The organism is Streptomyces sp. NPDC002619 (assembly GCF_042889305.1).
GTDB lineage: Bacteria > Actinomycetota > Actinomycetes > Streptomycetales > Streptomycetaceae > Streptomyces.
Map to the genome: position 1 here is coordinate 88,611 of NZ_JBIAQV010000024.1, position 20,513 is coordinate 109,123.

Annotated in this window: 13 protein-coding genes, 2 tRNA genes, 1 pseudogene and 1 riboswitch; of the genes and pseudogenes, 10 read left to right on the plus strand and 6 right to left on the minus strand. The window is 71.3% G+C overall.

What is annotated here, in order from left to right; translation table 11 throughout:
* The 4 genes and pseudogenes from ACFYXB_RS30210 to ACFYXB_RS30225 form a co-directional block, all read left to right on the plus strand.
* Positions 1–272 (plus strand): annotated as a pseudogene (locus ACFYXB_RS30210) (RNA helicase); the annotation flags it as partial.
* A 223-nt stretch (positions 273–495) separates the two neighbouring features.
* A complete protein-coding gene (locus ACFYXB_RS30215) occupies positions 496–3,591 on the plus strand; it encodes an FG-GAP-like repeat-containing protein (protein ID WP_389587669.1) in 3,096 nt (1,031 codons plus the stop codon).
* A 48-nt stretch (positions 3,592–3,639) separates the two neighbouring features.
* Positions 3,640–5,193: an amino acid permease gene (locus ACFYXB_RS30220; protein ID WP_389587671.1), complete on the plus strand. Its 1,554-nt coding sequence runs from the start codon at positions 3,640–3,642 to the stop codon at positions 5,191–5,193.
* 114 nt (positions 5,194–5,307) lie between these two features.
* Positions 5,308–5,380: transfer RNA gene (locus ACFYXB_RS30225), tRNA-Lys, on the plus strand.
* A gap of 262 nt (positions 5,381–5,642) precedes the next feature.
* Here the strand turns inward: ACFYXB_RS30225 and ribA are convergent.
* Complete coding sequence (gene ribA / locus ACFYXB_RS30230) at positions 5,643–6,284, minus strand: GTP cyclohydrolase II (protein WP_389587673.1); 642 nt, start codon at positions 6,282–6,284, stop codon at positions 5,643–5,645.
* Between the two features lie 126 nt (positions 6,285–6,410).
* Positions 6,411–6,926, minus strand: coding sequence for a MarR family transcriptional regulator (locus tag ACFYXB_RS30235; protein WP_351355779.1), 516 nt, complete (start codon positions 6,924–6,926; stop codon positions 6,411–6,413).
* A gap of 108 nt (positions 6,927–7,034) precedes the next feature.
* On the opposite strand from ACFYXB_RS30235, the gene ACFYXB_RS30240 reads away from it, so the two are divergent.
* The 5 genes from ACFYXB_RS30240 to ACFYXB_RS30260 all read left to right on the plus strand — a co-directional run bounded on the left by ACFYXB_RS30240 (position 7,035) and on the right by ACFYXB_RS30260 (position 12,197).
* Entirely contained in the window at positions 7,035–8,165 is a 1,131-nt protein-coding gene (locus ACFYXB_RS30240; protein WP_389587676.1) for a dihydrofolate reductase family protein, read from the plus strand.
* A gap of 66 nt (positions 8,166–8,231) precedes the next feature.
* Positions 8,232–8,305: transfer RNA gene (locus ACFYXB_RS30245), tRNA-Met, on the plus strand.
* A gap of 181 nt (positions 8,306–8,486) precedes the next feature.
* Entirely contained in the window at positions 8,487–9,668 is a 1,182-nt protein-coding gene (locus ACFYXB_RS30250; protein ID WP_389587678.1) for a PP2C family protein-serine/threonine phosphatase, read from the plus strand.
* A gap of 243 nt (positions 9,669–9,911) precedes the next feature.
* Positions 9,912–10,071: riboswitch (cyclic di-AMP (ydaO/yuaA leader) on the plus strand.
* Positions 10,072–10,078: 7 nt separating this feature from the next.
* Positions 10,079–11,125, plus strand: coding sequence for a M23 family metallopeptidase (locus ACFYXB_RS30255; RefSeq protein ID WP_389587680.1), 1,047 nt, complete (start codon positions 10,079–10,081; stop codon positions 11,123–11,125).
* Positions 11,126–11,252: 127 nt separating this feature from the next.
* Positions 11,253–12,197: an aldo/keto reductase gene (locus ACFYXB_RS30260; RefSeq protein WP_389587682.1), complete on the plus strand. Its 945-nt coding sequence runs from the start codon at positions 11,253–11,255 to the stop codon at positions 12,195–12,197.
* 84 nt (positions 12,198–12,281) lie between these two features.
* Here the strand turns inward: ACFYXB_RS30260 and ACFYXB_RS30265 are convergent, their stop codons facing one another.
* The 4 genes from ACFYXB_RS30265 to ACFYXB_RS30280 form a co-directional block, all read right to left on the minus strand.
* Entirely contained in the window at positions 12,282–13,565 is a 1,284-nt protein-coding gene (locus ACFYXB_RS30265) for a PrsW family intramembrane metalloprotease (protein WP_389587684.1), read from the minus strand.
* Positions 13,566–13,575: 10 nt separating this feature from the next.
* On the minus strand, positions 13,576–14,424 hold the full coding sequence (gene trmB, locus ACFYXB_RS30270; RefSeq protein WP_389587686.1) for a tRNA (guanosine(46)-N7)-methyltransferase TrmB: 849 nt from the start codon (positions 14,422–14,424) through the stop codon (positions 13,576–13,578).
* Between the two features lie 444 nt (positions 14,425–14,868).
* Positions 14,869–16,077 (minus strand): L-2-hydroxyglutarate oxidase, encoded by a 1,209-nt coding sequence (lhgO, locus tag ACFYXB_RS30275; protein WP_351355797.1) that lies wholly within the window; start codon positions 16,075–16,077, stop codon positions 14,869–14,871.
* Between the two features lie 164 nt (positions 16,078–16,241).
* Positions 16,242–17,666 carry an MFS transporter gene (locus ACFYXB_RS30280; protein WP_351355800.1) on the minus strand — a complete coding sequence of 475 codons (1,425 nt, stop codon included), beginning with the start codon at positions 17,664–17,666 and terminating at the stop codon, positions 16,242–16,244.
* 703 nt (positions 17,667–18,369) lie between these two features.
* On the opposite strand from ACFYXB_RS30280, the gene ACFYXB_RS30285 reads away from it, so the two are divergent.
* Positions 18,370–20,454, plus strand: a complete 2,085-nt coding sequence (locus ACFYXB_RS30285; protein WP_389587689.1) for an asparagine synthase-related protein — start codon at positions 18,370–18,372, stop codon at positions 20,452–20,454.
* The last annotated feature ends 59 nt before the right edge of the window (positions 20,455–20,513 follow it).

Here is a 20,513-nt window from a genome sequence, read left to right on the forward strand (position 1 = left end):
CCTTCGACCGTGACCGTGGTGGCGACCGTGGTGGCGACCGTGGTGACCGTTCCTTCGAGCGTCGTGACGACCGCGGCGGCTTGCGCCGGGACGAGCGTGGCGGTCACCGTGGCAGCGACCGCCCGTTCAACCGGGACCGTCAGGGCGGCGACCGCCCCGGCTTCCGCACCTCCGGCCACGACCGCCCGTTCGGCCGCCGTGACGACCACCGGGGCGGCTCCGGCTCCTTCGGCCGCCGCGACGACAAGCCGCGCTGGAAGCACAACGGCTGACGCCGAGTGAACTCCGAGTAACCCCAGAAGGGCCCGTACGACTCCGGTCGTACGGGCCCTTCCGGTGTCTCCGCCCGTACCCGTGCGGCCGGAAAACGTTTACCCCGAGTCCGCCAAGTCGCTGTAAAGTCAGTCGACTTCAGAGGCGGATGCGACGGCCGGGGGGCCTGGAGCACCGAGCAGCGGTGCACGTCCCGTCTCACGTTTCAGGGGAGGGTCCTCTTTGGCTCGTCACGCCTACATCCGCCTGCGCCTGCTCGCGGCCTCCGCCGTCCTGTCGGCGGGCCTGGCCCCGCTGCTGCCGTCGACCGCCGTCGCGGACGTACCGCAGGAGACGGTGGTGCCGGCGACGCTGCGCAGCACCTATACCTCGGCGACGCTGCAGACCCCGTCGTCGTACAACGGTCACGACGGCGCCGGCACCCAGGGTGTCTTCCACACCCTGGAGGGCACCACCGGGTTCGTCTGGACGCGGTACTCGGACGGCAAGTCCGTGCCCGTGACGCCACCGGCGGGTGCCGTCCGGAGCGGGACCGGCAGCGACGCCATCGCGTACTTCTACAGCGGTGGCCGCGTCGACCTGTGGAACGCGGTCGACGGAACCACCCGCACGATCCAGATGCCTTCAGGCCTGTCACGGCTCACCGAGTACGGCGACCTGGCGGTCGGCTACCGCTCCGTGCCAGACGAGAACGGGACGGCCTGGCGGGAGATGCACCTGCTGATCCCAGAGACCGACGGCACCACGCGTGATGTGCCGGTCACCGGGCTGCCCAAGGGAGTGAACCTCGGGTCGGCGCTGGGCGGGGACGCCGACGGGCTGCTCTTCCAAGCCACGCGGGACGGGCAGTACCTGTCGGTGATGGTTGACCGGAGGACGGGGCAGGTGCTGTCCTGGACCCCGCCGCGCGCCAAGGTCTACCTCAAGGCGCGGGTCACCACCGATCACGTGGTGCTGTTCAACCTCAACGACGCGACCGTCCTGGTGTTCCCGCGCTCCGATCTGTCCGCCACCCCGGTCGAGGTCACGCTGGGCGGCAGCGGCAGCGTGAACCCCGCCCAGGACCTCGCCATCGTCGGCGACTGGCTGATCCACCGGCCCAGCGGCGGTACGGCCGTCCTCGCGAAGCCTCTCTCCGGCGGTCCCGAGGTGACCCTGCTGACCTCGTCGAACCCTGGCGCGTCGGCCGTCCCCGACGGCACCGCGGTCGTCGTGGGCCGCACTGGCGCCGACGACTGGGGCATCCAGCGCATCGTGCCCGGCGCCGACGGCAGCCCGGTCGTCACCCAGCTCAAGGCTCTGCCCAAACCGCCGTTTCCGATCCAGGGGCTGTCCCTGGACCAGGGGCGGCTGGTCACCACGGACTACGGGACCAGCTCCGGCACCAACGGCGAGCGGATCAGCCGCATTCGCACCGTTGCCGCCACCGGTGCCCCCACCTTCGGCGACTCCTCCCGGTTCCTCGCTCCGGGCTCGACCGTCGTCATCAGCGACTGCCCGGCCGACGACCCGGGCTGCGGCTCGCTGCACGGCACGGCCGACGGACAGATCGCCTGGGTGGAGCGCTACTCGACGGGCGACCTGATCAGAGTCGTCGGCCCTGGCTCGACCTGGACACGGAGTGTCCCGGCCGACGGGCGGATCACCGACGTCTCGGGCCGGTACCTGATCTACACGGCCGCCACCCAGCAGACCGTCTACCGGATCGGTGACTCTGGGACCCCGCCCGTCACTCGTACCCTGGGCGCTGCCGCCCTCTCCGGTGACGTCCTGTGGACCGCCGGTACGACCCCGGGCAGCGTCACCGCGTACAACCTGAGCACGAAGCAGACCACCGAGTCCCTCACCACGGACGCCGGCTGCACGCCGACCGAACTCCAGGCGCTGGGCCGCTGGCTGTACTGGACCTGCGACGGCCGGGCGGGCGTCTACGACCGGACGACGAACAAGTCCGTTCCCGTCCCGGCCGACGAGGCCGAACTTGGCGATGGGTACGTCGTCACGCACGACAAGCAGGCCGGGAAGCTGGTCCTCACGACGATCGCGGACGGCACGCCCGCCGGCCGGGTGATCGGCGACCTGCCGGACACCGGGGTCTCGCAGCGGGACGTGCGCTGGACGGTGGACGAGTCCGGCGCGAACGCGGCCTACGTCGACGGCCAGGAGCGCGTCCACCTCGTTCCGACCGGTGTGCCGCAGCAGCCGCTGCGGCTGCAGGAGCCGGCGCGGAACGCCACGTGGGTCGACCCGGAGATGTCCGACCCGAGGTTGTACCCCCTCACGACCCTGCTGCTGTCGAAGCCAGCCGCGGGCTGGCGGCTGACCGTGCGCGACAAGGCGACAGGCAAGGTCGTCGACACCCGGGACGGCGGTCTGACACGTGGCGAACTGAAGGTCGGCTGGTCCGGCGCCACCGCCGCTGGGCTGCTGCTGCCCAACGGTCAGTACGACTGGACGCTGTCGGTCACGCCCGCGGACGGAGTCGGCGCTGCAGTGGAGGTTCAAGGCATCTTCCGGCTGAAGAACGCCACCCCGGTGCGCCACGACTACGAGGGCCTCGGGGACTGGCCGGACGGCATCGGCGACCTGCTCACCCTGAGCTCCACGGGCACACTCGGCCTCCATCGGGGCACGGGCAAGGGGACCTTCTCCGGCCCGGTCGGCGCCGGCGGCTGGGCGACGAGCCTCAAGGCGGTGCCCGTCGGCGACCTGAGCGGCGACCGCTGCAACGACGTCCTCGTGCGCTACAGCAGCGGGGCCCTGCGGTTGTACAAGCCGGGCTGCAATGAAGGGCTCACGCCGACGACGCCGTACACCACCCTCTACCCCAGCGGCTGGGACCAGTACGACGTGATCACCTCGCCCGGCGACGTGAGCGGTGACGGTCGCCCGGACGTGCTCGTGCGCAAGTCCTCCACCGGGGCCGTGTACCTCTACAAGGCCACCAGCACAGGCAAGCTGTCCGCGCGCGTGCAGCTGTACGACAACTGGAAGACGTACAAGAAGGTCGTCGGCGCCGGGGACCTGAACGGCGACGGCATCGGCGATCTGGTTGCCCAGGACAAGTCGAACCAGCTGTACCGGTACTACGGCACCGGCAAGGGCACCTTCTCCCCGCGCGTGAAGATCTCCCCTTACTGGGGAGTGTCGTACAACGTGGTCGTCGGTGCCGGGGACATCACCGGGGACGGAAAGAGCGACCTGGTCATGCGGGACACGGCGGGCAACCTGTACCGCCAGAACGGGCTGGGCAACGGGACGTTCGCCACGCGCGTGAAGATCGGGACGGGCTGGCAGGGCTACAAGGGTCTTTTCTAGCCAAGTTGTGACGTGTGTCACGCCCCCGGCGAGGGAATCGCTGGGGACATGACAGATGAAGCGATTGCGAACGGACCGGGTGAACCGGGTGGGCTGTCGGACGAGGAACGGCTTGCCCAGCTCGGTTACACCCAGGTCCTCGCCCGCCGTATGTCGGCGTTCTCCAACTACGCCGTCTCCTTCACGATCATCTCGGTCCTGTCCGGCTGCCTGACCCTCTACCTGTTCGGGATGAACACCGGCGGCCCCGCCGTGATCACCTGGGGCTGGGTCGCGGTCGGCCTGATGACGCTGTTCGTCGGCCTCTCGATGGCCGAAATCTGTTCGGCGTACCCGACGTCGGCGGGCCTGTACTTCTGGGCGCACCGCCTGGCACCGCCCCGCTCGGCCGCGGCCTGGGCCTGGTTCACGGGCTGGTTCAACGTGCTCGGCCAGGTGGCGGTGACGGCAGGCATCGACTTCGGCGCCGCGTCGTTCCTGGGCGCGTATCTGAACCTGCAGTTCGACTTCGAGGTCACCCCGGGCCGTACGGTCCTGCTGTTCGCGGCGATCCTGCTCCTGCACGGACTGTTGAACACCTTCGGCGTCCGCATCGTCGCACTCCTCAACAGCGTGAGCGTGTGGTGGCACGTGCTGGGTGTGGGCGTGATCGTCGGCGCGCTGGCCTTCGTACCGGACCACCACCAGTCGGCGTCCTTCGTGTTCACGCACTTCGTGAACAACACGGGCTGGGGCAGCGGGGTGTACGTGGTGCTGCTGGGCCTGCTGATGGCCCAGTACACCTTCACCGGCTACGACGCCTCGGCGCACATGACGGAGGAGACGCACGACGCGTCGACGGCGGGCCCGAAGGGCATCGTCCGCTCCATCTGGACGTCCTGGATAGCCGGCTTCGTGCTGCTGCTCGGCTTCACGTTCGCGATCCAGTCGTACGACAAGGAACTCGCGTCCCCGACCGGCGCACCCCCCGCCCAGATCCTCCTGGACGCGCTGGGCGCGACGGCCGGCAAGCTGCTCCTGCTGGTGGTGATCGGCGCGCAGTTGTTCTGCGGGATGGCGTCGGTGACAGCCAACAGCCGTATGATCTACGCCTTTTCGCGCGACGGAGCGCTGCCCTTCTCCCACGTCTGGCACACGGTCAGCCCGCGCACGCGCACCCCGGTGGCGGCGGTGTGGCTGGCGGCGGCGGGGGCGCTGGTGCTGGGGCTGCCGTATCTGATCAATGTGACGGCGTACGCGGCGGTGACGTCGATCGCGGTGATCGGCCTGTACATCGCGTACGTGGTGCCGACGCTGCTGCGGGTCCGCAAGGGCGACGCGTTCGAACGCGGGCCGTGGCATCTGGGCCGCTGGTCCCAGCCGATCGGGATCGTGTCGGTGATCTGGGTCGCCGCGATCACGATCCTCTTCATGCTCCCGCAGGTCTCCCCGGTCACCTGGGAGACCTTCAACTACGCGCCGGTCGCCGTCCTGGTCGTCCTGGGCTTCGCGGCGACGTGGTGGCTGGTCTCGGCCCGCCACTGGTTCCTGAACCCGGACCACACCCGCACGGCAGCCCGCGAGGCGTCCCGCACGGCCCCGGCCAAGACGCTGGACCCCTGACGGCCGCGGGAGGAACCCTTCCACCCCTGTTCCGCCGCCCGACGCGGCCGCGCCCCCGATACCCGATCGGAGACTCGGCCTCGTCCGGCTATGCTCGGGGAGGCAACATCGCGTGGGCCCTTAGCTCAATTGGCAGAGCAGTGGACTTTTAATCCATTGGTTGTGGGTTCGAGTCCCACAGGGCCTACCTCGGAGCCCCAGTCCGGACGGTGTCCGGACTGGGGCTCGTGGCGTTCTCGGGGCTCAGCGATCGTCGGACTCGTCTCGCGCACGGTGATGGGCTCACCCGAGAGGGCAGCCTGGCCGTCGCTGTCCGGGGCCACCAGTCCCGACGTCCGCAACGGCCAGTTCCTCGGTCCGTGCGGCCATGACCAGACGTCCGGCACCCCGAAGGGGGCAGGCTCTGACCGAACTCGCCTGAAGCAAGCGCGGCTTGAACCCTCGTTCGCTCAGCCCGCGTTCAGCTCCGTGAGCTTTCCCAGTGGCAGCGTGTGCTGGGTCTGGAGAACCTTCGCCCTCAGGTAGCGGACATTGTGGGCCGTGGTGAAGACGCCGGTCGGGACGCGGTCGCGGACGTCGATGCCCAGCGTGCGCAACTGGGCTGCCTTGTCGGGGTTGTTGGAGAGCAGGTCGAGTCGCTCGATGCCGAGCGCGCGCAGCATCTGCGCGGCGGCCGTGTAGTCGCGGGCGTCCTCCGGCAGCCCGAGGGCGGCGTTCGCCTCGTACGTGTCGAGGCCCTGGTCCTGGAGGGCGTACGCGTCGAGCTTGTTGTACAGGCCGATGCCGCGGCCCTCCTGGCGGAGGTACAGCAGCACGCCGCCGCGCTCCGCGATGCGCTCGACCGCCTCGCGGAGCTGCGGGCCGCAGTCGCAGCGGGCCGAGCCGAAGACGTCGCCGGTCAGGCACTCGGAGTGCAGTCGGACCAGCGGTACGGCTCCGGGGGCCGGGTTGCCGAGGACGACGGCGAGGTGTTCCTGGCCGTCGGTCAGGCCGTGGAAGGTGACGAGTTCGGCGTCGACGGCGTAACCGTCGGGGAAGCGCAGCGGTACCCGGACGCGGGCGCGCGGCGTGGCGGCGGGGGTGTCGGGCATGCGGGTTCTCCCCTTTGCGCAGGCGTTCAAGCGTTTCAGATTTGAAGCAGTTGTTCGCTCCCGGACTCTACCTCACGCTTCAAATTTGAAGCAACGAAACCGGCGATTTTTGACATGCGCCGCGGATCACGAACAGGGCCGCCCCGACCGCCGTCGCCACGGCACCTCGTCCGCCGTGCCGCGCGCCTCCTCGTCGCCCAGCACGCCCGCCACCTCGCTGAAGATCTCCTCCAGTTGCCGCACCTGCTCGGGGCTGAGGCGGTCGAAGAGTGTGGCGCGTACGGTCGCCACGTGACCCGGTGCCGCGCGTTCCAGGACGGACATGCCCTCGTCGGTCAGCGCGGCGATGCTGCCCCGCTTGTCCGACGGGCATCCCTCACGGAGGATCAGCCCGTCCTTCTCCAGCCGGGTCACGGCGTACGTCAGCCGGCTGCGGGTGATCTTCGACTTCTCGGCGAGGTCGGTCATGCGCAGCCTGCGGTCCGGCGCCTCGGAGAGGTTGGCCAGGATGGAGTAGTACAGGTGCGGCATGCCGGCGTCCTGCTGGAGCTGCCGGTCGATCGCGTCCTCCAGGAGCGAGCTGCCGGCGATGTACGCGCGCCAGGCGCGTTGCTCCTCGGGGCTGAGCCAGCGGGTCGTCATGCCGACAGTGTAAGTTTGTTTCAAACTTGAACCAAGCCCGCCCGTCGCGGCAGAGTCCGCCCGTCCTCACGCCGGATCACCAGATCACCGGAACCCCGGAGCACGCCGATGCCCCTCCCGTACGTCCTCCTCTCCGCCGCCGTCTCCCTCGACGGGTACCTCGATGACACCGGCCCCGAGCGGCTCCTGTTGTCCGGCCCGGCGGACTTCGACCGCGTCGACGAGGTACGGGCATCCGTCGACGCGATCCTGATCGGCGCCGGCACCATCCGCGCCGACAACCCGCGGCTCCTGGTCAACTCGCCCGAGCGGCGCGCGGCCCGGGTAGCCGACGGGCGGCCGGAGTACCCGCTCAAGGTCACCGTCAGCGGCTCGGGCGACCTGGACCCGGACGCGAAGTTCTGGCACACGGGCGGCGACAAGGTCGTCTACACGACGGACAAGGGCGCGCAGCGGGCCCGGGCGCTGGGCCTCGCCGCCGACGTCGTCCCGCTCGGCCCCGACCTCGACTGGCCCGCCCTACTCAAACACCTGCACGACGAGCGTGGAGTCCGGCGGCTGATGGTCGAGGGAGGCGGCACCGTCCACACGCAGCTCCTCCAGCAGGGCCTCGCAGACGAACTCCAACTGGTCCTCGCCCCGCTGTTCGTGGGCGACCCGGCGGCACCCCGGCTGTTCGGACCCGGGGACTACCAGCGCGGCCGGCTGCGGCTGGTCGAGTCGCGGCGGATCGAGGACGTCGTACTGATGCGGTACGAGCCCACCGCGCCCGGCACCGGACCGTCGGTCACCGCCGCCGACCGACGCTGGATGGGCATCGCCTGTGAGCTGGCCGCCCTGTGCCCGCCCTCGCGGACGGCGTTCAGCGTGGGCGCGGTCGTGGTGGCCGCCGACGGGACGGAGCTGGCGCGCGGACACTCGCGCGAAGGTGAGGACCCCGTGGCGCACGCCGAGGAGGCGGCGCTAGCGAAGATCGACCCCGCGGACCCGCGGCTGCCCGCCGCCACCGTCTACAGCAGCCTCGAACCGTGCGCCCGCCGTGCCTCGCGGCCCCTGCCCTGCGCCCGGCTGATCCTGCGTGCGGGAGTACGGCGCGTGGTCACGGCCTGGCGGGAGCCGGACACGTTCGTGGCGGGCGCCGACGGCAGCGGGCTGCTCGCGGCCGAGGGCGCCGACGTCGTCGTACTGCCGGAGTACGAGGCCCGGGCCAAGGAGCCGAACCGGCACCTGCTGGGCTGACCACGGGCGCCGGAATTAAACCCGTGCGCTCGGGGTCCTTCGCATGGCGTACACTGGTTTCAACGACGCGGGGTGGAGCAGCTCGGTAGCTCGCTGGGCTCATAACCCAGAGGTCGCAGGTTCAAATCCTGTCCCCGCTACTGAAGGCTCAGGGCCGGAATCCAGAAATTGGATTCCGGCCCTGAGTGTTTTGCCACGGCATTTCCCGCGGCTTCCGTGTTTCCCGTCACACCCGCTCATCCGGTCGGCCCACAGCGCTCGCCGCCCGCATCCGCCCCGGCAAACCTGGACGGACGTATGCCGAGACGCGGGAGACGAGCAGTGCGCTCTGGTGAGGTGGACGAGGGGCCGTACGCCAGGGCCGGCGGGCGGCTGCCCGGCGATCCCGTGCCCGGCACGGGCCTGCGCGGCGTCCACGAGGAGCGCGTGGAGCGGCGGACCTCGCTGGCGCGGTCGCTCGTGCGGATACTGCCCGCGCTGCTGGTCGTCGGCGGAATCCTGTACGGCGTCCTCACCCCGATGGAATTCACCGCCGCCCCGTTCTTCACGGCCGCCCCGCTCGTCGCCGCCCCCCTCACCTCGCTCCGCGCCACCGTCGTCACCGGGGTGGCGGCCGCCGCCGGCACCCTCGCGGTGCATGCCGGGTTCAGCTCCCAGACGAGTGCCGGGTCCGTCACCGAGGACGTCACCGTGGCGACGGTCGCCCTGCTGGCCGTCGGCATCAACCGCGTCGTCCGCCTCGGTGACAAGCGGCTGGCCTCCGCCCGCGAGATCGCCGAGGCCGCCCAGCGCGCCGTACTGCCCGAACCCGCCGAGCACATCGGTGGGTTCGAGATCGCGGCGCGGTACGAGGCGGCGCAGGCGGGCGCGTTCATCGGCGGTGACCTGTACGCGGTGCAGGACAGCCCGCACGGCGTGCGGATCATCGTCGGGGACGTACGCGGGAAGGGCATGGGAGCCGTGGCGGCCGTCGCGGTCGTGATCGGGGCCTTCCGGGAGGCCGCAGAGCAGGAGGCCACGCTGGAGGCGGTGGCGCAGCGGCTGGAGCGGGCGCTGACTCGGGAAGATACGCGCCGCGAAGGGATCGACACCTATGAGGGGTTCACGACGGCCGTCCTCGTCGAGATCCCGCACGGCGACGAAGCGGTCCGGTTCCTCAACCGGGGGCATCCGCCGCCCCTGCTCCTGCATGCCGACGGCCGGCTGAAGGCGCTGCTCACCGGGGAGCGCGCGCTGCCGCTCGGCATGGGCGAGCTGGGTGTGTGGCCCGACCGTGCCGAGGAGACCGGCTTCCCGTGCGGGGCCACGCTGCTGCTGTACACCGACGGTCTGACCGAGGCCCGCGACGCGCACGGCTGGTTCTACGACCCCGAGCGGCGGCTGGCCGGGCGTACCTTCGACGATCCGTGCACGCTGCTCGGGGTGCTCGCCGAGGAGGTGCGGCGGCACTCGGGGGGCGGGATGACGGACGACATGGCGCTGCTGGCCGTACGGCGTCCTTGATCGTTGTCACGGGTGGTGATCGGGTAGAAGCCCTCCGATAACAACTGATACACCGTCAGGCTCTGTGAAATTCCCTGGCGGTGGTAGGGCGGCGGTCAACTCGCCCGATTTTCACCAGTCGTGGCCCGTAAGTCCGTACCGAAAACGTTAATGATCACGCGGAACGGCTTGGAATCTGCCCTCCGAGTCTATTAACGTTCGATAACGCAGCGCGGTCGTCCCAGCCGTCACAAGAGGCGGCTCCGTGCGCACGCGCCGAATCCCGCGAGGGAACCGGGGAACCACCACCTTGGGGTGAATCACGCGGATGCCGCCGTGAAGTCACGGCCGGTATACGCGCGTAGGAGACCTTCCTGCTCCGAACCCGTCAGCTAACCCGGTAGGCGAAGGAAGGAAAGGAGTACGCCCGAGTGGCGTCCAACCGGCCTGCTCCAGCAGCCCCGTTCGTACCGAGCCAGCGCAGCACCGAGACCTTCGGGTACGACGGTCCGCGCGCCGACGAGGGGCCCTGGGAGGAGTGGAACCCCACCGAGGAATCCATCCGCCCCCTGCGTGGCCGGCACCGCGTCGGCAAGCAGCGCGGTGGCGGACTCGCCCGCAGCTCCACGGTCCTCGGCGTCGGTGTCATAGCCGCCGTCGGTGCGGGCGGCATGGCCAGCGCCAACACCGGCAAGGCTCCGGTGTCCATCTCCATGCCCGACCTGCCCTCCGTCAGCTCCCTGCTGAGCGACGCGCCCTCCTCCGACGCGCCCAAGAGCTCCGGCTCCACCGCCGCCCTCAGCACTGTCGGCGTGACCCAGGCCGACACCGCCAAGGGCACCACCGACGCCGGTGAGGCCCTGCGCAACCGGATCATGGCCCAGGCCGAGCAGCAGCAGGGCCAGGTCGAGACCAAGGCCGCCGCCGCTGCCGTGGCCGCCGCCGACAAGCAGGTCGCGGAAGAGGCCGCCAAGGCGGAGCAGGCTGCCGCGGCGAAGGCCGCCGACGCCAAGGCCGCCGCGGAGGCAGCCGCCAAGAAGAAGGCCGAGGAGGAGCGCCTCGCCGCGCTGGCCAAGCAGTTCACGCTGCCGACCTCCTCGTACACGATCACCGGCACCTTCGGCCAGGCCGGCTCCATGTGGTCCTCCGGCTACCACACCGGCCTAGACTTCGCCGCCCCCACGGGCACCCTGATCAAGGCCATCCACACCGGCACGATCACCGAGGCGGGCTGGGCCGGCGCGTACGGCTACCGCACGATCCTCACCCTCGACGACGGCACCGAGCTGTGGTTCTGCCACCAGTCCTCGATCAACGTCAGCGTCGGCCAGAAGGTCAACACCGGCGACGTCATCGGCCGCGTCGGCGCCACCGGCAACGTCACCGGCCCGCACCTGCACCTCGAGGTCCACCCCGGCGGCCAGGCCACGGGCATCGACCCGATGCCGTGGCTGCGCGACAAGGGCCTCACCCCCTGACGCACCTTCCTGATCCCCGGCGGTCCTGACGACAACCCCCCGACGTCTGGGCCGCCGGTCAGGTGTTTACTGGATCTTTCCGGCGCCGGCGGAATCGGGCGCTCCGGTCCGTGCGTTGAATTGAAGCATGACTTCTCTGCGCAAACTCGGCTCCTCCGACCTCGAGGTCTTCCCGCTTGCCCTCGGCGGCAACGTCTTCGGCTGGACCGCCGACGAGACGACGTCCTTCGGCGTGCTCGACGCCTACACGGCCGCCGGCGGCAACTTCGTCGACACCGCCGACTCCTACTCGGCGTTCGCCCCCGGCAACAAGGGCGGCGAGTCCGAGACCGTCATCGGCAAGTGGATCAAGGCCCGCGGCAACCGCTCCGACGTCGTCATCGCGACCAAGGTCAGCCAGCACCCCGACTTCCCGGGCCTGTCCGCCGCCAACATCAAGGCCGCCGCCGACGCCTCGCTGCGCCGCCTCGACACGGACTACATCGACCTCTACTTCACGCACTTCGACAAGCCGGAAGTGCCGGTCGACGAGATCATCGGGGCGCTCGACGAACTCGTACGGGCAGGCAAGGTGCGGCACGTCGCCGCCTCCAACATCTCGGCGGAGCGGCTCCAGGAGTCCCTCGACTTCTCCGACCGCGAGGGCCTGGCCCGGTACGTCGCGCTCCAGCCCCACTACAACCTCGTCTCGCGCGACACCTACGAGGGCCCGCTGCAGGACCTCGCCGCCCGCACCGGCCTCGCGGCCGTGCCGTACTTCGCGCTGGCCGCGGGCTTCCTCACGGGCAAGTACCGGCCCGGTACGACGGTCGACAGCCCCCGTGCGGGACGTGCGGCGCAGCACCTCGAGACCGAGCGCGGCCAGAAGGTCCTCACGGCCCTCGACGAGATCGCCACGGCCCACGGCGCCCCCGTCCCCACGGTCGCCCTGGCCTGGCTGGCGGCCCAGCCGACGGTGGTGGCCCCGATCGCCTCGGCCCGCACGCTGGAGCAACTGCCGGCACTGCTGGGGATGGCGGAGCTGACGCTGACGGACGAGGAAGTGACGAAGCTGACCCGGGCGTCGGCCTGACGGCTCCGGCATCCTCCGTGGCTATCCGGGTCTCCGGCGGTGCCAAACCCTCCGCAACCCGTCAATCGGTCAACCCGTCCACGGCTACCACCGATACGGGTTGTACGTCGGGTACGGCCCCGCCGGATACCCGTAGTACCCCGGCCCCCCATGACTCGGCCAAACCGGCGGAGCCGTCCGCGTCGCGTACTCCAGTGCCGGCCGCGCGACGTCCCGTCGGCTCCACAACTCCGCCAGCAGCTCCCGTTCCCGTACGGCGAAGTCGGCGCCCGCCCCCGCGCGCCGCGCCCGGTGCCGCAGGAACGCGAGCGACGTCGCGTACGCCTCGTACTCCGCGACCGTCCGCGCCGCGGGCTTGCCGAGATGGTGGCCGGCGTACTCGCGGGCGAGGCGCCGCGCCCCCATCGAACCCAGGGCGAACGGCTCGGTCGGCCCCAGCCACCCGGCGAGGACGTACGCCGGCAACTCCTCGCGCACGGTCCGCAGCTCGCGCTGGCGCGTCCAGATCACCAGCCAGGTCAGCAGCCCGAACGCGGGCACCATGAACGCGCCGTACACGGCGAAGAAGCCGTACTCGCCGAAGGTCGAGGAGCCGTTCCAGAACGCGTGCATGCCCATCGCGAGCAGCAGCCCGCACAGCGGCAGCAGCACGCGCCGGATGCGCTGGCGGTCCGTGGAGAGCGCGGCGATGCCGAAGCCGATGCCGGTGAGGACGGTGAACAGGGGGTGCGCGAACGGGGACATGATCACCCGTACGAAGAAGGTGGCGGCGGTGACGGAGGCGATGCCGCGGCCGCCGGTGAGCTGATCGGTCCCGAAGGCCGTGCCCAGGTAGAGGATGTTCTCGGTGAACGCGAAGCCGGTGGCGGTGACCCCGGCTATCACCACCCCGTCGACGATCCCGGTGAAGTCCCGTCTGCGGAACAGGAAGACGAGCAGAACGGCCGCGGCCTTGGCGGACTCCTCGACGACCGGGGCTATGACGGTCGCGCCGAGCGTGTCGGCGCTCGCCGGGTCGGCGGTGGCCGTGGCTATCCACTTCGTCGCGAAACTGTTGGCGACGATGGCGATCAGCGCCGCCGCGCAGGCGCCCCAGGCGAACGCGAACAGCAGGTTGCGCCAGGGCCCGGGCTCGACCCGGTCCAGCCACCGGAAGGCGGCTATCAGCAGCGGCACGGGCAGTACGGCCAGCCCGAGTCCGACCAGGAACCCCTCCGTGCCGGTCTGTTGTCGCACCAGCGCGAGGATGACCAGCCCGGACAGCGCGAGGAGGGTGATCAGCGCCCCGTACCGCACCCATCGGCGCTGCCACCAGTGCGCGTGCCTGAGCGGACCTTCGGCGGCGGGGTACAGAGGGTGGGTGGCCACGGCATCGACTCTAATGAGGGGGCTGGACCGGGTGTTGTACGCGGCGGAAGAGCAGGTCGTTCACCACATGTCCTTTGTCCAGTCCCTGCCCCTCGAAACGGGTCAGCGGCCGGAACGCGGGACGCGGCGCAAAACCGCCGTCGGGTTGCGTGTTCTCGAAGTCCGGGTGCGCGGTCAGCACCTCCAGCATCTGCTCCGCGTACGGTTCCCAGTCCGTCGCGCAGTGCACGATCGCCCCCGGCCTGAGGCGCGTCGCGGCGAGGTCGAGGAACTCCGGCTGGATCAGCCGCCGCTTGTGGTGGCGCTTCTTAGGCCAGGGGTCGGGGAAGTAGACGCGCAGCCCGTCGAGCGCGTCGGGGCGCAGCATCTCGCGGAGCAGGATGATCGCGTCCCCGTTGCCGACCCGGATGTTGGACAGTGAGTTCTGCTCGGCGAGGTTGAGCAGGTTGCCCTGACCCGGGGTGTGCACGTCGACGGCGAGGACGTTGGTGCCGGGGTCCCCGGCGGCCATCTGCGCGGTCGCCTCGCCCATCCCGAAGCCGATCTCGAGGACGACGGGCCGGTCGTTCCCGAACAGCTCGCCGAGGTCGATGACCCGCTGCCCGTCGATGTCGAGGCCCCACTTCGGCCACAGCCGCTGCAACGCGTCGGCCTGCCCCGCGGTCACCCTGCTGCGCCGCGGCTGAAAACTACGGATCCGCCGCTCGAAGTGCGACCCGGCAGGATCGGCCTTGGGCCCGTCGGGGAACCGAGGCTCCCCCTTGCCCCGCGAGTGCCGCACGGACGCACCGGAGACATGCCCGGTGAGCGGCTCGCCGACGACGGGGTGGTGGGTGCCGGGGGTTTCGGGGGTGTTCACGAAGTAAGACACAGTGAGTCGATTTTACGTGGGGGGCGGGGGCCGCCGGTCTGTGGGCGGGGCGGCGCTGGCCGGGCTCCGGTCTATGTGCGCTGCGGTGGTCGTCGGGGGTCCTTTGCGCACAACGGCTGCTTCGCAGCGCCTGGAGTTTTGCGGGCACTCTCGTTGCTGCGGGCGTCGGCTTGCGTGCGTGCGCCTGCCGCGGGGCTCCGCTTCGTGTGTCTGGCGGTGGCCGCCTGGGGTTCTTTGCGCACTGACTGCTTCGCAGCGCCTGGAGTTTTGCGGGCACTCTCGGCGCTGAGGCGCGGCAGCCGCTCACGGCGTGCGGGACGCTTCACAGCGCTCCGAGCACGGCCAGTGTTCTTTCGCACTGCGGGGCGGCCGGGGGGCTCTGCTTCACGTGCCTGGTGGCCGTCGTCCCCGGCTCTCCGCGCACCGGCCCCTTCACCGCTCCCCGAGCACGGTCAGCACTCTTCGCGCCACCTCCCGGCCGATCGGCAGCGACGCCGTGGCCGCCGGGGACGGCGCGTTCAGCACGTGCACCGCACGAGCCGACTCGCGGATCAGGAAGTCGTCGACCAGGGTGCCGTCCCGCAGCACGGCCTGCGCCCGCACTCCCGGGGCCGCTGGAACCAGGTCCGCCTCCTCCACCGCGGGCAGGAGTCTGCGCACCGCGTCCGTGAAGGCCCCCTTGGACACGGACCGCCGCAGCTCCCCGAGCCCGTACCGCCAGTGCCTGCGGGCCAGCGCCCAGGCTCCGGGCCAGGCCAGGGTGGCGGCCATCTCACGCGGCCGTATGACGCCCCAGCCGTATCCCTCGCGGGCCAGCGCCGGGACCGCGTTGGGTCCGATGTGCACACCGCCGTCGATCCCGCGCGTGAGATGCACCCCGAGGAACGGGAACGCCGGATCGGGCACCGGGTACACCAGCCCCCGCACCAGTCCGGGCCGCGCCAGCTCGTAGTACTCGCCCCGGAACGGCACGATCCGCACCCCGGGCTCGTCCCCGGTCAGCCTGGCCACCTCGTCGCAGTGCAGCCCGGCACAGTTCACCAGCACCCGCCCGCGTACGACCGACCCGTCCCCGGTGCGTACGGCGACCCCCAGCTCCGGCCGACGGTCCACCTGGACGACCTGTGCGCCGTACCGGATCTCCGCCCCGGACGCCTCCGCCAGCTGCCGGGCGACCCCGGTGAAGTCGCACACGCCCGTCGTCCCGACGTGTATGGCCGCGAGTCCCCGGACTTCCGGCTCGTACTCGGTGATCTGGGTGGGCCCCAGCTCCCGCACCGGAATCCCATTCTCCCGGCCGCGCTGCACGAGCGCGTGCAGGCGCGGCAGCTCCTCGCGGTCGGTGGCGACGATCAGCTTGCCGGTCACCGCGTGCGCGATGCCGTACTCCGCGCAGAACTTCACCATCTCGGCGGCGCCACGCACCGCGTATCGCGCCTTGAGCGAGCCCGGCCGGTAGTAGATCCCGCTGTGGATGACCCCGCTGTTGCGCCCCGTCTGGTGCCGGGCGGGCCCCGGCTCCTTCTCCAGCACGGTCACCCGGGTACCCGGCGCGGCCCGCGTGATCGCATACGCGGTCGACAACCCGACGATCCCACCCCCGACGACGAGCACGTCACAGTCGTACGCAGGCTCAGCCACCGACACCACCTCCCACTCCCGATGATGCACTGCGCCACTGACAGCACGTTGAAACCCCAGGGACGTGGAGCGCCCCTCCAGGGGCGCGGGGAACTGCGCGACACGCTACACACGACCCGCACCCGCAAGCCGAAAGCAACCCGGCAGATGAGCAGGCGCCTGATCTAGGCCGGAGCCATGAGCAGCGGACGGGCTCGCTCCCGCAACTCGACGACTCGCGGCTCATCCCCATACGGCTCCAGCCGATGCAGAAGATCCTTCACATACTCCGTGGTCCGGGCCGAAGAGATCCGCCCGGCCACCTCCACCGCCCGCACCCCCTGCTCGCACGCCGCGTCCAGATTCCCCGACTCCAGCTCCGCAACCGCCGACACGACCAACCGCAGCCCGTGCGACCGCACGAACTCCTCCGTCGGTTTCGACAGCGCCTGCTCCGTGAACCGCCGCACCTGCCGCGGTGCCTTCAGATCCCGGTAGCACTCCGCCGCGTCCGCGGCGAACCGGTCGTAGGAGTAGAAGCCGAGCCAGGACGGGTCGTTGTCGCCCTCCCGGGACCGCTCCAGCCACGCCTCGGCGGCTCGGAGCGAACCGCCGGCCGCCTGCGCGTCACCCGCGCGCGCGTGGGCGCGTGCCTCGACCAGCCGGAAGAAGCTCATGGTGCGGGCGGTGGCCAGGCCCCGGTTGCGCTCCAGTGCGGCCTGCGCGAGGTCGACGCCCTCGTCGCCGAAACCGCGGTAGGTCGCCTGCAGCGACATGGTGGCGAGGACGTACCCCCCGAGAGGGACGTCCGCGGCCGCGCGGGCGAGCCGCAGCGCCTGGATGTAGTACCGCTGCGCGGCCTCCTGCTGGCCCGTGTCGAACGCCATCCAGCCCGCGAGCCGGGTGAGTTCGGCTGCGGCCCCGAACAGGGCGCGGCCGACGTCGTCGGAGTACGAGCCGAGCAGCAGCGGTGCCGCCTCCACCCGTAAACACTCCGGCACCATGGACGAACGCCAGTCGCCGCCCCCGTACTTGGAGTCCCAGCGTCTGGCGTCCTCGGCGGCCTCCCGCAGCTTCTGCACATCGCTGTGGCCGACTTTGATCGGTGCGCCGGAGCCCTCGGCAGAGCCGGCCTCCCTCGCGACCGAGCTGTCGGCGGGGGTTATCAGCCACCGTGAGGCGGGCGTCGCGTACGCGCTCACCGCAAACGATCCGGCGAGCGACTGCCAGATGCCGCCGGAGCCGGCCCGGCGTCCGGCGAGGTCGAGACGGTACAGCTCTGTCGCCGACCGCACCGCTTGCCCTACGTCCCTCGGGAAGGCCAGGCCCACTTCGGGGGCGGGATCCGCGTCCGCCAGGCCGATCTCGTGGAGCGGCACGGGGCGGCCGAGCTTCTGGCCGATCGCGGCGGCGATGAGGTGCGGCGCGGCGCCCTGCGGCACCATGCCCTTCGACACCCAGCGCGCCACCGACGTCTTGTCGTAGCGAAGAGTCAACCCGCGTTGTGCGCCAAGGTCGTTGACGCGTCGTGCGAGTCCTGCGTTGCTGATTCCCGCGAGGGCGAGAACGGTGCCGAGTTTTTCGTTCGGCCCGCGTTGCTCCCTGGACATGCGCCACCCCTCGACACAGACGGCTGCCGCGCTGGCATAACCACGCGGCATTCGTAAACCCAGCGTAGTTCGCCGCATCCCAAGCGTTAAGGGGCATTGTTCCGGATGGCGGGATTGTGGTCCGTACGGAAGTGCGTGCCCTGACGCACTGTGCACGGGCCGCCGCGGCGTGCCCCCGCCGTGTGGCCGTGCGCCCGTCCGTGCGCTCTTCTCCGGCCAACGAGGGAGCGGTTCCATGGCTGGTGCGTGGGTCGGCCCGCTGTACTGGATCCAGTGGGCTGGGGGACACCGCCACCTACATCCCCGCGGGTGGCGGATCGGTCCGGGAGGCGATGCCGCCTCCCGGACTGTGCGCGTTTCCTGCGCCGCCCTTGCGTTGCGCAGAGCCTGTACGGAGCGTGTGCAAGCCCGTTTCGGTGGCGCCGATTTGACTGAAAACCGACTCCTGCTCTTGTGGGCAATAACCGCTCTCACCATGGGAGTTGAGGGCGCGAAGGGCGTTCGGGGGGAGCGAAGCGGGGGCGCATTCACGTCGCAGTTCCCCTGTGTCGTACGGGGGTTCGCTCGTTCACGGGCACACGCGCGTGGTCGGTTTCCCAGGGGCGAAGGCCGTGCCACCGCCCCTCCACGGCGCGTTCTTCATGGCAGCATGGTGAACCGGTTCGTACCGTGAACTGGTTGTCCACAGCCTGTGGAGGCGTCGATGCGGTGGTTGGTGGGATGGAGCAGCACCGCCGCCGGTGCACTCGCGACCGGTTCCGCCGGCGCCGCCGGACATGACGGCGAGACCGTGCACCCGGTCGGTTCCCAACTCCTGTGGGGCGATCCCGATCCGCTGTGGGCGGTGGGCGACTGGCGGCCGGACGAGGTGCGCATCGTGAAGGCCGACGCGCAGACCCGCGTCGCGGTCCTCGGCACCTGCGGCGCGAGCGACGAGGAGCTGCGGCTCGGCCTGTTCGCCGCGCGCGGCGGCGCACTGCGGCATCTGACGGCCTGGCCGGGCAGCTACACGGCCGTCGTCCAGGTCGGCCGCCGCATCACCGTCTGCGGCGATCTCGCGGGCGCGCGCCCGGTGTTCTACACCCCCTGGGCGGGCGGCGCCGCCTACGCCACGGCGGCCCTGCCGCTCGCCGACCTCATCGAGGCCAACCTCGACTTCGGCCACCTCGCAGCTCTGCTCGCCGCCCCGGACGTACCGGCCGCGCTGCACGACTCGACGCCCTACGAGGGCGTACGGCGCATTCCTCCGGGGCACGCGCTGATTCTGCGCGCCGGAGCGCGCGAGATCGCCGGGTACGAGCCGGTCGCCTCCCTCGCGGTGGCCGCACCCTCGGCCGACCCGGACAGAGCGGTGGACGCGGTACGGGACGCGCTCGTGGAGGCTGTGCGGGCGCGCTTGTCAGCACCCAGGCACGTCCCCGCCACCGACATGGACCCTGGGCCGGTCCCCGGCATGGGCCCCGCCGAACGCCGCGCCGCGCGCGGGATGCCGGTCCCGGGAATCGGCGCCGACCTGTCCGGAGGCCCCGCTTCCGGAACCCTTGCCCTGCTGGCTGCCGGCCTGCCCGGCATGCCGGGCACGATCCTGGGCCACGGCACGGGCGCGGGCGAGCGGCTGCTGGCCGTCACGTTCAACGACCTGGCCGTCGGCGGCCGCGAGGCCGAACTCGAACGCGCCGGGACGCTGGCCGCCAACCCCCGGCTGCACCACGTGGTGGTGACCGGCGGCGAGGAGGTCCTGCCGTACGCCGACCTGGACGGCCCGCTCACGGACGAGCCGGGGCCGTCGCTGATCTCCGCCGCCCGCCACCGCGCGCGGCTGGCCGCGGGCAGCGCGGACCACTTCACCGGCTACGGCGCCCGGCAGGTCCTGGACGCGCACCCCGCCCGCCTGGCCGACCTGCTGATGGACCGCAAACGGCGCCACCTGGTGCGCCCGGTCGCCGCGCTGACCAAGGCGGACGGCTCGGTGCTCGTCCCCGCGCGCGTGTACAGCGCGGCGCGGCGGCTGGCGCGGACGCCGTACCGGACCGGCGTGGAAGCACTCGCCGACCGGCTCCTCCACCGCCGCTTCGACGACCCCGGCGGAGCCGTGGGCGCGTCCCTCGCCGCGCTCACCTGGGCCAGACCGGGGCCCGCGGCACGCTGGCTCACGGGAGAGGCACTCGCCGAAGTATCGGTTCTGCTCCAGGGGTCCGCGAACCGCTCCGGAGTAGGCCCCGGCCAGCGCCCCGGCGACTACCGCGCGCGTGCGGCACTGGCCCGCCACGCGGCCGATCTCCGGGTCCTGGAACAGGCGGCCGAGATCCGCTCCCAGCGCCTGCACGCACCGTTCCTCGACAACCAGGTCGTCCGCGCCTGCCGCACCCTCCCCGTGGCCCTCCGCGTCCAGCCGGGCGCCCGCGCCGCGATCCTGCGTACGGTCCTGGAGGGCGCCGGCGTCACCGACCTCCCACCCGGCTGGGGCGCCCCGTCCCACGCCTCTTCGGCCGCCGCCGCCCGCACGGGCCTGCGCGTCGCCGCCGACTCGGTCGTCACCCTCTTCGCCACACCACTGCTCGCCGAGGCGGGCCTGGTCGAGGCCCGAGTGGTCCGCAAGGCACTGCGCAGCGCGGCAGCGGGCGAACCCCTTCCGTTGGACGGCTTGGCCGACCTGGTGTCCCTGGAACTATGGCTACGCCGCCTACTGGCCCGCAGAGGAACCTGCTGGACAGGAACCCCGGCACGCGCGCGTGCGGTACCGGCAGGAATCGCACCGAGAAGAAGCGCACTGGCACCGGGCGGCTGACCCGGCAGCCAGAACCGACCCCAAGCGGTGGCGGGCAGCCGCACGTCGGAGCCACTGCG

Bases quoted from the DNA above. Each gene is read 5' to 3' on its own strand.
- ACFYXB_RS30260 (WP_389587682.1), top strand. From the start codon at position 11,253: ATGACTTCTCTGCGCAAACTCGGCTCCTCCGACCTCGAGGTCTTCCCG.
- ACFYXB_RS30280 (WP_351355800.1), bottom strand. From the start codon at position 17,666: ATGTCCAGGGAGCAACGCGGGCCGAACGAAAAACTCGGCACCGTTCTC.
- ribA (WP_389587673.1), bottom strand. From the start codon at position 6,284: ATGCCCGACACCCCCGCCGCCACGCCGCGCGCCCGCGTCCGGGTACCG.
- ACFYXB_RS30235 (WP_351355779.1), bottom strand. From the start codon at position 6,926: ATGACGACCCGCTGGCTCAGCCCCGAGGAGCAACGCGCCTGGCGCGCG.
- ACFYXB_RS30285 (WP_389587689.1), top strand. From the start codon at position 18,370: ATGCGGTGGTTGGTGGGATGGAGCAGCACCGCCGCCGGTGCACTCGCG.
- ACFYXB_RS30240 (WP_389587676.1), top strand. From the start codon at position 7,035: ATGCCCCTCCCGTACGTCCTCCTCTCCGCCGCCGTCTCCCTCGACGGG.
- ACFYXB_RS30220 (WP_389587671.1), top strand. From the start codon at position 3,640: ATGACAGATGAAGCGATTGCGAACGGACCGGGTGAACCGGGTGGGCTG.